Below are 14,967 nucleotides of genomic sequence, written 5' to 3'. Positions count from 1 at the left end.
ACTTTCTTTCTGAATAAAGCATTTAAATATATTGTGAAAATTACTAAGGATAGTAATTTTATTGAAAAATAAAAAATGCCGATAAAAATCCCAACTTTTAATATTAAAAAGCTAAGGGGAAAATTAACTCGTATTTTTGAATATGAGATTATATAATACATTTTTTAAATGTAAATATCAATGATAATGATGAATTGTTAATAACTAAATGATTTACAGTTGAATAAAATAGAGAATGATTGTAGCTGTTACATATTTTAAAAGAATGATTAAATGAAAGGTTAAATAATTTAAGCTAGGAAAGAAGTAAAGACTGGTGAATCACGTATATGTGGAAACTTTTCATCAGTCTTTAATGAGTGGATAGTGCAACGGGTCTGCGTGCTATCCACTGGTCAGTATACAGTTATAAGTTTAATAAATTAAGGCCAATTGCTTCATCATGTTTACGGTTAATATCTAAGTCGGTCATAGTGATTACAATTTCGGCTGTAGCTGAAACGACCGCTTTCGTTAAATGGCCGCTAAGTGTTGCATAAGTATTAGTCCCAAAGGTTGCATGTAAATGCGCAAATGGTTTGTCATCGATGTGAGAAATATTACCTAAAAGACTAATTAATTCTAATGGTTCTTTAAAGGATTTTTTCTCATAAGTTTTCGTGTCTATGTTATAAAAATTAAGTTCTACATCGTCACAAGCACCGATGCCACTTACTGTACCGAATTTACCGCCTTGCTCTTTAGCTATATCTGTCACTGATTCTACAATGTCTTCGCCTCGCTCTAAAACAAGCACAATTGTCTTTCCGTCAACTTGATATACCATGTGAAACCTCCATTCTTAAAATTGATTACAACTATAGTATACAAGTTCTTTTTTATAGTTTATATAAAAGTGTTTAGATGAACAAAATTTTCTATTGTCTTTTGATGTATTAATGTTATAAAATACTCTAATATTATATATATATATTAAAAGAACATATCATGATATGAATGGTATAAACGAATGGAGTGAGAAACGTGAATAAGCAATTTGTAATTTTATATTTTAATATTTTCTTGGTCTTTTTAGGTATTGGTTTAGTTGTTCCAGTTCTTCCTGTCTATTTGAAAGATTTAGGATTAAAAGGTAGCGATTTAGGGGTTCTTGTTGCCGTCTTTGCATTGGCCCAAATGGTTATCTCGCCATTTGGTGGGACGTTAGCAGATAAATTAGGTAAAAAATTAATTATTTGTATTGGGTTAGGGCTCTTTGCTATATCAGAATTCTTGTTTGCCGCTAGTCATACTTTCTCACTCTTAATTGTGTCCAGAATTCTTGGTGGATTCAGTGCTGGTATGGTTATGCCTGGTGTTACTGGGATGATTGCAGATATTTCAATAGGTAAAGATAAAGCTAAGAATTTTGGTTATATGTCAGCAATTATTAATTCAGGCTTTATTTTAGGACCGGGTCTAGGAGGATTTCTTGCTGAATTTTCTCATAGGCTACCATTTTATGTAGCAGGCTTCAGTGGCTGTTTAGCATTAGTACTTTCTATTATCTTGCTTAAAAATCCTAAAAACGAAACACAAGATGGTTTTACAGTGTATCAACCTGAATTACTTACTAAAATTGATTGGAAAGTCTTTCTTACACCAATTACCTTAACCCTTGTGCTTGCTTTTGGCTTATCAGCATTTGAAACATTGTTCCCGCTATATACAGCAGATAAAGCACATTATTCACCTTTAGATATTTCATTTGCAATTACTGGTGGAGGTATACTAGGTGCTGTATTCCAAGTCTTCTTCTTTGATAAATTTATGAAACATTTTAAAGAACTCACATTTATCAATTATTCGTTGATATATTCAGCAATTGTATTACTCGCTTTGACATTTGTGGATAGTTATTGGTCTATCATGTTAATCAGCTTCATTGTGTTTATTGGTTTTGATATGATTAGACCTGCAATCACGAATTATTTTTCTAACATTGCAGGAGATCGACAAGGTTTTGCAGGCGGTTTAAATTCCACCTTTACGAGTATGGGGAATTTTATAGGACCATTAGTGGCCGGGACGTTATATGATGTTAACTTTGAATATCCTTTATATATGGCAGTTGTAGTAATGATACTTGGTATGTTTGTTATTCTAGTTGAAAAAATGATAAGAACGAGCCTTAGAAGATCATAACTTAAAAAATGATAAATAAAGTAGAACGTACGTAGGCTTATACACGTACGTTCTTTTTAATATATATAATTTGTGCGATATAACACTCGTAATATGACATTAAGATTAAATAAAGTCATATTGCGTAATATTAATGTTACAGAGATTACGATTGGTTTAAATTGTGGTCTATATAAGTTTTGAGTTAATAAAATATGCTAATATGTAGGAAATATTAAAAAGTAATGTAAGTAAGGGGATGAACTTGAAAAATTTAATTTTATCAATCATGGCATTCCTTCTTGCTTGTTGTTTATGTTTTCTTTTATTCATAGCTACAAATCAGCAAGCACTAGCAAAAGTTCATGAAACAATTTCTAGTTGTTCAGACAATGATAAACGAACTGAAACTAAAAGTAACGACCATCACAACAGTGATAATACTATTAGTACAGCAGTGAGAGATGTTGAACAAGAAGAACCTTATAATGCCGAAGCATATGTACCAATAGCTGAAAAAACGACACACAATCTAAAAAACAAGGAAATTGGAAATGATAATTTACCAAAGTTTTCCGATGCACAAAAAGAAGCACAAACACTTGTGAATAAAGATAATAATGCTGCTAATGCATATAATGATTATGGTATTGATCGTACATGCCAAGGGGCTTATTATTATATTTTTACTTTTGAAAATAAAGAACAACCCAATACTTTTTATAGGGTTACAGTAGATAAAAATAATAAAGCGCACATTTTTGATAAGTCATATCGTGTGAAAGACCAACAAACTTCTAATGCACCTAGTATTTCACCTCAAGAATCCAAAGTAATTGCTGAAAAGTATGCTAAAGATGAGCTCGGTGAGAATGCAGTGCTCAAAAAAGTTAAAACGTCTAAAGAAGGTATGTTTTATACTTTTTATGAGTCTAAGTTAGGAAAAGAGTATAAGGTTGTAGTAAACAAAGCGGGCGACGTAATCCGTCAACCATCGTTAAATTAAAAGTAGAATAAAAGTCGCGTAAACTGATGTTAAATTGAAGTTGCGCGGCTTTTTTATATTATGAAATCAGTATAAAGCAATAAGTATCAATGTTATGATAATATTATCAATTGAAATGAGTGAGTTCTATATAAACCAGAGTTAAAATATTTTAATGAAAAGGATGAGCATTTTTGAAAAAGATAAAAAAAGCAATCATACCTGCAGCTGGCTTAGGAACAAGGTTTTTACCAGCTACGAAGGCTATGCCAAAAGAAATGTTGCCTATATTAGACAAACCTACAATCCAATACATAGTCGAAGAAGCAGCACGTGCAGGCATCGAAGATATCATTATAGTTACTGGTAAACATAAACGTGCAATTGAAGACCATTTTGATAATCAAAAAGAATTAGAAATGATCTTACAAGACAAAGGAAAAACGGACTTACTAGAAAAAGTTAAATATTCTACAGAACTTGCCAATATATTTTATGTAAGACAAAAAGAGCAAAAAGGCTTAGGTCATGCTATTTATTCCGCACGTCAATTTATAGGTGATGAGCCATTTGCTGTGCTTTTAGGTGATGATATTGTTGAATCTGATAATCCAGCGATTAAACAATTGATAGAAGCTTATGAAGAAACTGGAAAGTCTGTCATCGGAGTACAAGAAGTAGAAAAAAACCAAACGCATCGCTATGGTATCATCGATCCATTAGAAAAATTAGGTAGAAAATATGAAGTGAATCAATTCGTTGAAAAACCAAAACAAGGCACTGCACCGTCTAATTTGGCAATTATGGGTCGCTATGTGCTTACAGCTGATATTTTCGATTATTTAAAAACTCAAAGCAAAGGTGCAGGTGGAGAAATTCAACTTACGGATGCAATTGAAAGATTAAATAAACACGATCAAGTTTATGCTTACGACTTTGAAGGCGATCGATTTGATGTAGGTGAAAAATTAGGTTTTGTGAAAACTACGATTGAATTTGCTTTGAAAGATGAATCTATGCATGAAGAATTAACTCGTTTTATAAAAAACTTAGACTTAGATAAATAAATATTAGATTTTAGATAAAAGTATGATTGATATCAGTTATAACTTAGTGAACTATTACCAACATATGATATGAGGTGTTGTAATGAAGGAAGTTAAAACAAATGCAATGCGTATGCTCGATCGATTGAAAATTGAGTATTGCGTCAATACTTACGAGGTATCAGAAAGTCATATGGATGGAAAGACTGTAGCTGAAAAAGTCGGTGTAGATGTAGCACAAGTGTATAAAACACTCGTGTTAGAAAATGCTAAGCATGCGCACTTTGTATTTATTATTCCTGTAAATGCCTCTCTTGATATGAAGTTAGCAGCGCAAGCAGTTAATGAAAAGAAATTACATTTAATGCCACTTGATGATTTAAAAAAAGTGACTGGCTACGTCCGTGGCGGCTGTTCTCCGATTGGTATGAAACGGCAATTCCTAACAATTATTGATACACAAGTTGAAGAGTTGGAGGCTATCTATGTCAGTGGTGGAGCACGTGGTACACAAATTAAAATAAATGTAGCGCATTTAATTAAAACAACACGAGCAAAAGTTAAAAAAGTGACGCATGATGAACATAATTAAATATCATTAAGCTAATGACCATAAAGTAACGGATTATTTCCTGCTTTATGGTTTTTTTGTTTTATGAAATAAATGAAAACTGATTTTATTTTTAAAGCAGATAGCTAAATGAAGAGATTTTGAAAAGAATGTGTCATATTTTTGATTGTTTTTGGTTGTTTTTGGTAAATAATGATTGAAAAATGAAAACGGAAACATTATAATAGTGTTGAGATGAGGTGAAGCGATGATCACGGAAAAACGCCACGAGTTAATATTGGCTGAATTGTCACAAAAAGACTTTTTAACACTACAAGAACTGATTGATCGAACAGGTAGTAGTGCCTCAACAGTTCGTCGCGATTTATCAAAATTGCAACAAATGGGAAAGTTAAAAAGAATACATGGCGGCGCAAAGCTAAATCAATCATCTTTATTAGAACCTAATTTGGCTGATAAAAGAAGTACCAATCTAAGAGAAAAACAAGAAATTGGGAGATTAGCAGCGAGCCAAATAGATGATGACGATTGTGTGTTTTTAGATGCGGGTTCAACAACTTTAGAAATGATCCCATATATTAATGCAAATGACATTATTGTAGTAACAAATGGTTTAACGCACGTAGAAGAATTACTAAAACGAGGTATTAGAACACTCATTCTTGGTGGAGAAGTTAAAGCAACAACATTTGCGACAGTAGGTGCGAGTGCATTGAAGACGCTGAATCGTTATCGTTTTGATAAAGTGTTTCTCGGTATGAACGGCATTGACATGAAATATGGACTGACTACACCAGATGAACAAGAAGCAATCATAAAGCATCATGCTATGGAATTAGGAACGCAAGTTTATGTATTAGTAGACCATGCTAAATATGAAAAAGTATACTTCGCACATGTGCCTTTACTAGAGAATGTGGCCTTAGTCACTTCTGCAAAAGCGATGCAAGGCGTGACTTTTCAATATTATGCTGAAAAATATAATTTTATTGGAGGAACATTATGATTTATACAGTAACTTTTAACCCTTCTATTGATTACATTATGTTTTCAAATGAATTTGAGATTAATGGGTTAAACAGAGCAACTGAAACAAATAAATTTGCAGGTGGTAAGGGCATAAACGTTTCAAGGGTCTTGAAAACATTAGGTGTCCAATCTACAGCGTTAGGTTTTACAGGTGGATTTCCAGGTAGATTTATTGAAGAAACATTAAAACAAGCAGAAATTGATACAGATTTTGTACATGTCGATGAAGATACACGTATTAATGTCAAATTGAAAACAGGTAATGAAACCGAAATTAATGCACCAGGACCTAATATCACTAAGGTGCAATTTGAATCCTTATTAACACAAATCAGAGATACTTCAGAACACGACACAGTTATTGTTGCGGGTAGTATTCCTAAAAGTGTACCTGCTAACGCATACGAACAAATTGCGGAAATTACGCAAGATACAGGCGCGAAACTAGTCGTTGATGCTGAAAAAGAACTCGTTGAATCCGTTTTAAAATATCACCCATTATTTATCAAACCAAATAAAGATGAATTAGAAGTGATGTTCGATACGACCATCACTTCAGATAAAGAGGTAATGAGCTATGGGCGTGAAATTTTGAAAATGGGTGCCACTTCAGTCATTATCTCTCTTGGTGGAGATGGAGCTGTATATGTAGATGAGCAACGAAGTTATAAAGCACTTGTACCAAATGGACAAGTAGTAAATACAGTGGGATCAGGTGATAGTACTGTAGCGGGGATGGTTGCAGGGCTGAATTCTGGTTTATCTATTAAAGAAGCATTTAAACAAGCTGTATCGGCTGGGACGGCAACAGCATTTAACGATGACTTAGCAACGAGAGCGTCTATTGAAAATATTAAGTCACAAGTGATGATTACAACATTAGGTGGGAGTGAATTAGATGAGAATAACTGAGTTATTAACAAAAGATACAATTGCAATGGACCTTTCTTCAACAGAGAAAAACGGTGTTATTGATGAGTTAGTGAAGCAGCTTGATAAAGCTGGCAAACTCAATGATGTAACAACTTTTAAAGAAGCGATTCATAACCGTGAATCTCAAAGTACTACAGGTATTGGTGAAGGCATCGCGATACCTCATGCAAAAGTAGCGGCAGTAGACACACCGGCGATTGCGTTTGGTAAATCCAAAACAGGTGTTGATTATCAAAGTTTGGATATGCAACCTGCACATTTATTCTTTATGATTGCAGCGCCAGAAGGTGGAGCACAAACACATTTAGATGCATTAGCTAAGCTATCAGGTATTTTAATGGATGAAAAAGTGCGTGAAGATTTACTTCATGCAAATTCTCCACAAGAAGTGCTTCAAATTATAGATAAAGCAGATGATGAAGCAACTGAAGAAGAGGAAGCAGAAGTAGCTGCGACAACGACAGCAACAGATTCAGATGACCCCTATATCTTAGCTGTTACAGCATGTCCGACAGGCATCGCACATACTTACATGGCTCGTGATGCTTTGAAAAAGCAAGCTGAAAAAATGAACGTAAAAATAAAAGTTGAAACGAATGGTTCAGGCGGCATTAAAAATCACATTACTGATGAAGATATTCGTCGCGCAACTGGTGTTATTGTTGCAGCAGATGTAAATGTGGAAACAGACCGTTTTGATGGTAAAAATGTTGTGGAAGTACCAGTTGCAGATGGTATTAAACGCCCTGAAGAACTGATCAATATAGCACAAGACACTTCTCGTAAACCATTTGTAGCCAAAGGCAATCATAAAGCGTCAAATCAGTCTGGAAGTAATGAAAAACAAGGCTTTGGTAAAACAATTTATAAACACTTAATGAATGGTGTTTCCAATATGTTACCGCTTGTTATTGCCGGTGGTATTTTAATGGCAATCGCCTACTTATTTGGACCAAACTCGTATGATCCAAATAGTTCTGAGCATAATGCATTTGCTGAACAATTATGGAATATTGGTAATCAGAGTGCCTTTGCGTTAATTATCCCAATTCTCGCAGGTTATATCGCGCGTAGTATTGCAGATAAACCAGGTTTTGCAGCTGGTTTAGTTGGTGGTATGTTAGCCATTTCAGGTGATGCAGGGTTTATCGGAGGTATTCTTGCAGGTTTCTTAGCAGGTTATTTAACACAAGGTATTAAGAAACTTTCAAGCGGTTTACCTCAATCATTAGAAGGTTTGAAACCTACATTAATTTTCCCAGTATTATCAGTAACAATCACAGGTTTAGTAATGGTTTATGTATTAAACCCTCCAGCGTCGTGGTTGAATAATTTACTACTTAATGGTTTAGAAGGTTTATCAGGAACGAATATTATGCTCTTAGGATTAGTCATTGGTGCAATGATGGCTATCGATATGGGTGGACCATTTAATAAAGCGGCATACGTATTTGCGACTGCAGCGTTAACAGAAGGCAATGCTGCACCAATTACAGCAGCGATGATTGGTGGTATGGTACCTCCAATCGCAATTGCAACAGCGATGTTAATTTTCCGCAAGAAATTCACTAAAGAACAAAAAGGCTCTATCGCACCAAACTATGTAATGGGGTTATCTTTCATTACAGAAGGTGCAATTCCATTTGCGGCAGCTGATCCACTAAGAGTCATTCCATCAATGATGGTAGGTTCAGGGGTTGCAGGTGCAATCGCGTTAGGACTAGGTTCTTCAATTCAAGCACCACATGGCGGCATCTTTGTTATAGTAGGTACTGATTTCAGCCACGTGATACAATCACTCATTGCGATTATTATAGGATCTATCGTAGGAGCAATCATTTATGGTTTGTTAAAACCAAAAGTGACAGAAGAAGAAATACAAAGTTCTTAAGTTATAGCTAACTAAAGCATCAAGCTTTATAAATTGAATAAATATAGAAAAACCAGTAGAAGCTCACAAGTTAATGAGTATTTCTGCTGGTTTTTATTTATATGTGATATTGAAATTCAAAAACTTTTGAATATAATAAAGGACTTAAGTTTGGTAAAATGGAAACGAAATGCTGAAATAGACACATAGCGTAAAACAAAGAAAAGAAGGTAGAGAAAATGGCTGAATATGTGATTGAAAATGGGAGAATTTATACTGAAGCAGAACTAATAGAGCAAGGATATATTATTGTTAAGGACGATAAAATTACTGATATAGGCAAGGGGGATTATGAAGGTGCGTTAACAACTTATGATGCTCAAGGTCAGCATGTTTTACCAGGTTTTATAGATGTCCATATGCATGGTGGTTATGGAGAAGACGCAATGGATGCATCATATGAAGGGTTGAAACATTTAGCAGAATCACTATTATCTGAAGGAACGACAAGTTACTTAGCAACAACAATGACACAGTCGGATGATAATATTACAAAAGCATTAGAAAACATCATTGAATATCAGAAACAACAAGACGTTCTAAAAGCAGCTGACATCGTAGGTATACATTTGGAAGGACCATTTATTTCTGAACATAAAGTAGGAGCGCAAAATCCAGCCTATGTACAAAGACCGTCTATAGAGAAAGTACAACAATTTCAAAAAACAGCGAACAACCAAATTAAAGTGATTACATTTGCACCTGAGGTTGAAGGTGCTCATGAAACATTAGAAGCGTTACATAATCAAATACGTTTCTCTATTGGGCATACGGTTGCAACTTTTGATGAGACAAATGAAGCGGTAGCACGTGGGGCTAAACATGTGACACATTTATATAATGCTGGAACACCATTCGAGCATAGAGAACCAGGCGTTTTTGGTGCGGCGTGGACAAATGATAGCTTAAGTACTGAACTTATCGTGGACGGTATTCATTCACACCCTACAGCGATACAAATTGCTTATAAACAAAAGGGAAACACACGCTTTTTCTTAATTACTGATGCAATGAGAGCGAAAGGTATGCCAGATGGTGAATATGATTTAGGTGGCCAAAATGTTATTGTAAAAGGTTCTGAAGCTCGGTTAGCATCTGGCGCACTTGCGGGTAGCATACTGAAAATGAATGAAGGGCTGAAAAATCTAATACAATACACAGGTGATACACTAAATAATTTATGGCGTGTAACAAGTTTAAATCAAGCAATTGCATTAAATATCGAATCGCAAAAAGGAAGTTTGAAGGTTGGGAAAGACGCAGACATCGTTATTGTAGATGATGAAATTACAGTTCAAACTACTATAAAAGCAGGCGCAATACACAAATTTTCTTAATAACAAACTGGAATTCAACTCATTTTAAAACGTGTTATGTAAAGTGTAAATTGAATCAAAAAGTTGACGCGACTTAAAATTTGCGTTTAAATGTTAAGTTAGAGAAATAAAATTTCATACGTACAAATTACATGATGACTTAACATTATGATAAAATAGAAGAAATGCGTATTTTTCGGGAGGTGTCACCAATGGGAAGGATTTAGTATATAACATGAAAATGCAACATAGCAATAAATCTTATGTACGGTCATCTATTGTGACACGATATTTGGAGGTGAATCCCTAGAAATAGGGAACTAATTGGAAACTGTGACCATAATAAATTTAGTAATATTTGCTTTTTTAATAGCATTAACAACGGTATTCGTAGGATCGGAATTTGCATTAGTGAAGGTCCGAGCGACAAGAATTGAACAACTTGTTGCAGAAGGTAATAGTAGTGCACGTATAGTAAAAAAAATGATTAAAAACTTGGACTACTATTTATCAGCATGTCAACTAGGTATTACGGTGACATCTTTAGGATTAGGTTGGTTAGGTGAACCGACATTTAGTAAATTACTGCATCCACTATTTGAAGCAATTAATTTACCTGAAGCGTTAACGACGACAGTTTCATTTATTGTCGCATTTATCATTGTGACATATTTACATGTAGTACTCGGCGAATTGGCTCCAAAAACTTTGGCCATTCAACATACAGAGAAAATGGCATTAATATACGCTAGACCATTGTATTATTTTGGGGCTATTATGAAACTGTTGATATGGTTGATGAATGGTTCTGCAAGAATGATTATACGTATGTTCGGTGTAGATCCTGATGCAAATAACGATGCAATGTCAGAAGAAGAAATAAAAATTATAATAAACAATAGTTATAACGGTGGAGAAATAAACCAAACAGAATTGGCTTATATGCAAAATATCTTCTCATTTGATGAGAGACAAGCCAAAGATATCATGGTGCCACGTACACAAATGGCTACATTGAATGAACCGTTTAATGTAAATGAACTGTTAGACACGATTAAAGAACATCAATTCACACGTTACCCGATTACAGAAGATGGGGACAAAGATCATGTGAAAGGTTTTCTTAATGTAAAAGAGTTTTTAACAGAATACGCTTCAGGTAAACCTATTAAAGTAGGTAATTACGTTCATGATTTACCAATGATTTCTGAAACGACACGTATAAGTGATGCGTTAGTACGTATGCAACGTGAACATGTTCATATCAGTTTGATTATTGATGAATATGGTGGTACGGCAGGTATCTTAACGATGGAAGACATCTTAGAAGAAATCGTTGGTGAAATTCGTGATGAATTTGATGACGATGAAGTAAACGATGTTGTAAAAGTAACGGACAGCAGATATCAAATTAGTGGTCGTGTATTATTAGACGATTTAAATGATGAGCTCGGCATTGAATTTGCTGATTCTGAAGACATTGATACAATCGGTGGTTGGTTGCAAGCACATAATACAAACTTACAACAAAACGATTATGTCGATACGGAATATGATCGTTGGATCATGTCTGAAGTCGATAACCATCAAATCATTACTGTTTTATTAGAAGTTGAATACAATGCAACACGTCCAACGCCTGAAAATAAGGAAGACGATGAAGATAACGATTAATCATTGTCATATATATTTAAAGCTATCGATAAAGTCTCTGAATTTGTCGATAGCTTTTTTGTATCTTTTTTCACATAAATCGGCTCAAATCACTGTCATTATATGAACATAATAGTGATGTGTTGATATTGAAATAAATATGCGTGATTCATGTATTACGTATTGCTATAATGAGCAGAGTATAACGATATATCTTTAAAATAATTTCAACTTAGTTGAAGGGGGATTAAATCATGTTAGAAGACGTGTATTATTTAAATAATGGTTATCCAATGCCGAGAGTGGGTCTTGGAGTATATAAAATTACAGATGAAGAAATGGAACCTGCAGTAACAGCTGCCATAGAAGCGGGCTATCGTGCATTTGATACCGCTTATTTTTATAAAAATGAAATAGCATTAGGTAATGCATTAAAACAATCTGAGATACCGCGTGAAGATTTATTTCTTACATCAAAAATTTGGAATGATTATCAAGGTTATGACAATACAATCAATTTTTTCACAAAATCAATAGAAAACTTAGGTACTGATTATTTAGATTTATTTTTAATACACTGGCCATGTGAAGCGGATGGTTTATTTGTTGAAACTTATAAAGCCATGGAAAAACTATATGAAGAGGGCAAAGTTCGTGCAATAGGTGTTTGTAACTTTAATGCGCACCATTTAGAAAAATTAATGTCGCAAACTGACATTGTACCTGCTGTGAATCAAATAGAGGTGCATCCATATTTCAATCAACATGAACTACAAACTTTTTGTGATAAGCATGATATCGCTGTGACAGCATGGATGCCACTGATGAGAAATAGAGGTTTATTAGAACATGAATTGATCACAGAGATGGCAAGCCGTTATGGTAAAACGCCAGCCCAAATTGTATTACGTTGGCATTTGTCACATGATCGCTTAATTATTCCAAAATCAAAAACACCAGCACGCATTAAAGAAAACTATGATATTTTCGACTTTAATTTGGAATTGACAGACATCGCTGAGATAGATCGTTTGAATTGTGATGACCGTCAAGGAAATGATCCAGATAAAGTACGTATAGGTAGTTTAAAATAAGAATTGATAACACAACCTAGGACGTAAATCTTACAAGCTTAAATAGAAAGCATCAATCTATTAGTTTTGAACTGCACCCAGTCAAGTAGACAAGTAAATAATTAAATTTTAGGTTGATCTCGTATTAAGCGAGATCAGCCATTTTTAATGTGATGCGCTCATTATTAAAAAAATGAATATAATCATCTATAATAATTTTAGCTCTTTCTATATTCTCAAATAAATAATGTTTATTTCCTCTATAAATCTCACTTTTAATAATCCCCCAAACACTTTCCATTGGTCCATTATCTATACATCTACTAACACGCGACATACTTTGAATTACGCCAAAGCGATTTAATTTATCTCTAAATCGCCTAGATGTGTATTGGTACCCTCGGTCACTATGCAAAAGAATACCTTCGGTAGAGTCCATATTACATACTGCTTTATCAAAAGTGTTAAATACGAGTTGATTATTATTTGAAGCACTTGTTTCATAACTAACTATTTTATTTGTACCTAAATCATAAATAGCACTTAAATATACTTTGTTTCCAGCTTTAAGTCGAAACTCAGTTACATCAGTTAACCATTTAACGTTAGGTTTATCTTCTTGAAATTCACGATTCAATATATTTTCAGCTGTGATTTGAGGCGTTGAACGTTTATATGGTGCTCTCTTACGACGTATGACAGCAGTTAGTCTCAGTTTTTTCATTAATCGATAAATACGCTTCTGATTCACTTTTTTACCTAATTTAATGCGAATATAAATGTAAATACGTCTGTAACCATAAATGCCTTTATATTTATCATATATTTCTTGTATGTCTTCCATTAAAGATTCGTTTTCTACATCTCTTTGTGTAGGTACGCGATGAATCCATTTATAATAACTGGATCTTGAAATTCCAAGCGTTTGGCATAGTTGTTGAACAGGATATTCTTCTTTTAGCGTTTGGATCGTTTCGTATGCCGTGATTTGTTTGATTTTTGATTCATCATCTCTCTTTCTATTTCTTGATATTTTTTTAAAACTTTATTTTCCATTTCTAAAATTTTATTACGTTCTTTTAATGCTTTAATTTCAGCTTCATTAACTTCTTCAGAAGTTAATATTGATTGAGGTTTACCTTTACCTCGACCATCGATTAGACCGTCGCTGCCATGCTCTTTATATTTTTGTATCCATTGGTACACTTGACCGTAAGTAACATTAAATCTTTGAGCTATTTCTTTGTAACTTAATTCATTATCCAGATAAAATTTAACGATGTTTAATTTTTCTTCATAAGTCGTTTTTTTCGCTTTCATTGTATACACCTCAGATATTGAAGAATAATTTTGATTCTCTTTATCCTCAGTATAACGTTTTGTCCAATTAATTATAGTCTTATGTGATGGCACGTTGTATTTAATCGCTAAATCTCGATAAGATAACTCACTATGAAAATATTCATCAACAACGTTCATTTTAAATTCTTTTGAATAACTATTGTTATTTGATTTTGGAATCAACGATTCCATACCTTTATCTAAATATTGATAGTATTTATCTCTTAATATACCTGTATGAATATCTAGGTTTAATTCATCTACAATATTCGCAAAACTCATGCCTTCTTCATATTTGTCAAAGGCAATAAGAAGTGAATTTAAATCTACTTTAAGTTTTTGAGACACAAAAAAACTCCCTTCAAAGTTTTTACTTTTTAAGTGTCTACTTTGAAGGGAGCATATTAGTTTTTTTAATAGATTGGTGCTTTTAATTTAAGCTTTTTAAATTTTTTTAAGTGCATGTTTGTCTAATTTTTTATAATAAGGCTCGAACTTGTAGTCTCTGGCCCTTACTATGCATTAGTTATCAGCACTTAAAACAAACGATATGTTTATAAATGTATAAAAACAAGAGGGTTTCAAATAGTTCTAGTAGCGATAATAAAGGGTTTTGTTTCCAAATTCATCAAATAGTTGATAGACTAAAGTTACAAATTATAACTTTTAATAATTTTAATACCGAACAATATTAGTAACCACATTTAAATTTCAAGGTTTTATCTTATTTTGTAACGCTTAAATCATTTTGCTCTGTTTTTTTAAGATGTATTTAACCTAAATAACTAGATATTTTTAAAAAACAAGTTGACTAAGTTAAGTTTGAGCAATGAATATTAAGGCTATATAAAGATTGTGTAAATCTAATTGGTTAGTATAGCAATATAGTGATAAAAATTGATAAAGTGAAATTGAAGTAATTGAAAT

11 protein-coding genes and 1 pseudogene are annotated in these 14,967 nt (G+C 33.4%); 10 read left to right on the top strand and 2 right to left on the bottom strand.

The annotated features are described in order from the left end of the window. Nucleotides 1-406: 406 nt before the first annotated feature. Nucleotides 407-826, bottom strand: coding sequence for a PPC domain-containing DNA-binding protein (locus ACP3TL_RS08900; protein ID WP_069832673.1), 420 nt, complete (start codon nt 824-826; stop codon nt 407-409). A 197-nt stretch (nt 827-1,023) separates the two neighbouring features. Here ACP3TL_RS08900 and norA point away from each other — a divergent pair, with 197 nt between their 5' ends. The 10 genes from norA to ACP3TL_RS08850 all read left to right on the top strand — a co-directional run bounded on the left by norA (nt 1,024) and on the right by ACP3TL_RS08850 (nt 12,720). Further along, entirely contained in the window at nt 1,024-2,184 is a 1,161-nt protein-coding gene (gene norA / locus ACP3TL_RS08895) for a multidrug efflux MFS transporter NorA (RefSeq protein ID WP_069832674.1), read from the top strand. A 244-nt stretch (nt 2,185-2,428) separates the two neighbouring features. Further along, nucleotides 2,429-3,169, top strand: a complete 741-nt coding sequence (locus ACP3TL_RS08890) for a hypothetical protein (protein ID WP_285326091.1) — start codon at nt 2,429-2,431, stop codon at nt 3,167-3,169. Between the two features lie 173 nt (nt 3,170-3,342). Beyond that, the gene (galU, locus tag ACP3TL_RS08885; RefSeq protein ID WP_069832676.1) at nt 3,343-4,215 is read left to right on the top strand and encodes a UTP--glucose-1-phosphate uridylyltransferase GalU; all 873 of its coding nucleotides are present in this window, start codon (nt 3,343-3,345) and stop codon (nt 4,213-4,215) included. An 82-nt stretch (nt 4,216-4,297) separates the two neighbouring features. Further along, nucleotides 4,298-4,786, top strand: a complete 489-nt coding sequence (ybaK, locus tag ACP3TL_RS08880) for a Cys-tRNA(Pro) deacylase (protein ID WP_069832677.1) — start codon at nt 4,298-4,300, stop codon at nt 4,784-4,786. A gap of 226 nt (nt 4,787-5,012) precedes the next feature. After that, complete coding sequence (locus ACP3TL_RS08875; protein WP_002508332.1) at nt 5,013-5,771, top strand: DeoR/GlpR family DNA-binding transcription regulator; 759 nt, start codon at nt 5,013-5,015, stop codon at nt 5,769-5,771. After that, the gene (gene pfkB / locus ACP3TL_RS08870) at nt 5,768-6,706 is read left to right on the top strand and encodes a 1-phosphofructokinase (protein ID WP_285326095.1); all 939 of its coding nucleotides are present in this window, start codon (nt 5,768-5,770) and stop codon (nt 6,704-6,706) included. The genes ACP3TL_RS08875 and pfkB overlap by 4 nt, the downstream gene beginning before the upstream one ends. Continuing rightward, the gene (locus ACP3TL_RS08865) at nt 6,693-8,618 is read left to right on the top strand and encodes a PTS fructose transporter subunit IIABC (RefSeq protein ID WP_069832679.1); all 1,926 of its coding nucleotides are present in this window, start codon (nt 6,693-6,695) and stop codon (nt 8,616-8,618) included. Before pfkB ends, ACP3TL_RS08865 begins: the two co-directional genes overlap by 14 nt. 218 nt (nt 8,619-8,836) lie before the next feature. Further along, nucleotides 8,837-9,994, top strand: coding sequence for an N-acetylglucosamine-6-phosphate deacetylase (nagA, locus tag ACP3TL_RS08860; protein WP_285326098.1), 1,158 nt, complete (start codon nt 8,837-8,839; stop codon nt 9,992-9,994). 303 nt (nt 9,995-10,297) lie between these two features. Further along, nucleotides 10,298-11,647: a hemolysin family protein gene (locus ACP3TL_RS08855; RefSeq protein ID WP_285326099.1), complete on the top strand. Its 1,350-nt coding sequence runs from the start codon at nt 10,298-10,300 to the stop codon at nt 11,645-11,647. Nucleotides 11,648-11,880: 233 nt separating this feature from the next. Then, complete coding sequence (locus ACP3TL_RS08850) at nt 11,881-12,720, top strand: aldo/keto reductase (protein ID WP_069832681.1); 840 nt, start codon at nt 11,881-11,883, stop codon at nt 12,718-12,720. 124 nt (nt 12,721-12,844) lie between these two features. Here ACP3TL_RS08850 and ACP3TL_RS08845 read toward each other — a convergent pair. After that, nucleotides 12,845-14,445 (bottom strand): annotated as a pseudogene (locus tag ACP3TL_RS08845) (IS3 family transposase). Nucleotides 14,446-14,967: the final 522 nt, after the last annotated feature.

The organism is Staphylococcus caseorum, from assembly GCF_049943195.1.
GTDB lineage: Bacteria > Bacillota > Bacilli > Staphylococcales > Staphylococcaceae > Staphylococcus > Staphylococcus equorum_A.
The sequence above is the reverse complement of the archived record's forward strand: the minus strand, read 5'-3'. Positions and strand labels throughout refer to the sequence as shown.

Coding starts and splice junctions, on each gene's coding strand:
- ACP3TL_RS08900 (WP_069832673.1), bottom strand. CDS start 826: ATGGTATATCAAGTTGACGGAAAGACAATTGTGCTTGTTTTAGAGCGA.
- ybaK (WP_069832677.1), top strand. CDS start 4,298: ATGAAGGAAGTTAAAACAAATGCAATGCGTATGCTCGATCGATTGAAA.
- ACP3TL_RS08875 (WP_002508332.1), top strand. CDS start 5,013: ATGATCACGGAAAAACGCCACGAGTTAATATTGGCTGAATTGTCACAA.
- pfkB (WP_285326095.1), top strand. CDS start 5,768: ATGATTTATACAGTAACTTTTAACCCTTCTATTGATTACATTATGTTT.
- ACP3TL_RS08865 (WP_069832679.1), top strand. CDS start 6,693: ATGAGAATAACTGAGTTATTAACAAAAGATACAATTGCAATGGACCTT.
- nagA (WP_285326098.1), top strand. CDS start 8,837: ATGGCTGAATATGTGATTGAAAATGGGAGAATTTATACTGAAGCAGAA.
- ACP3TL_RS08850 (WP_069832681.1), top strand. CDS start 11,881: ATGTTAGAAGACGTGTATTATTTAAATAATGGTTATCCAATGCCGAGA.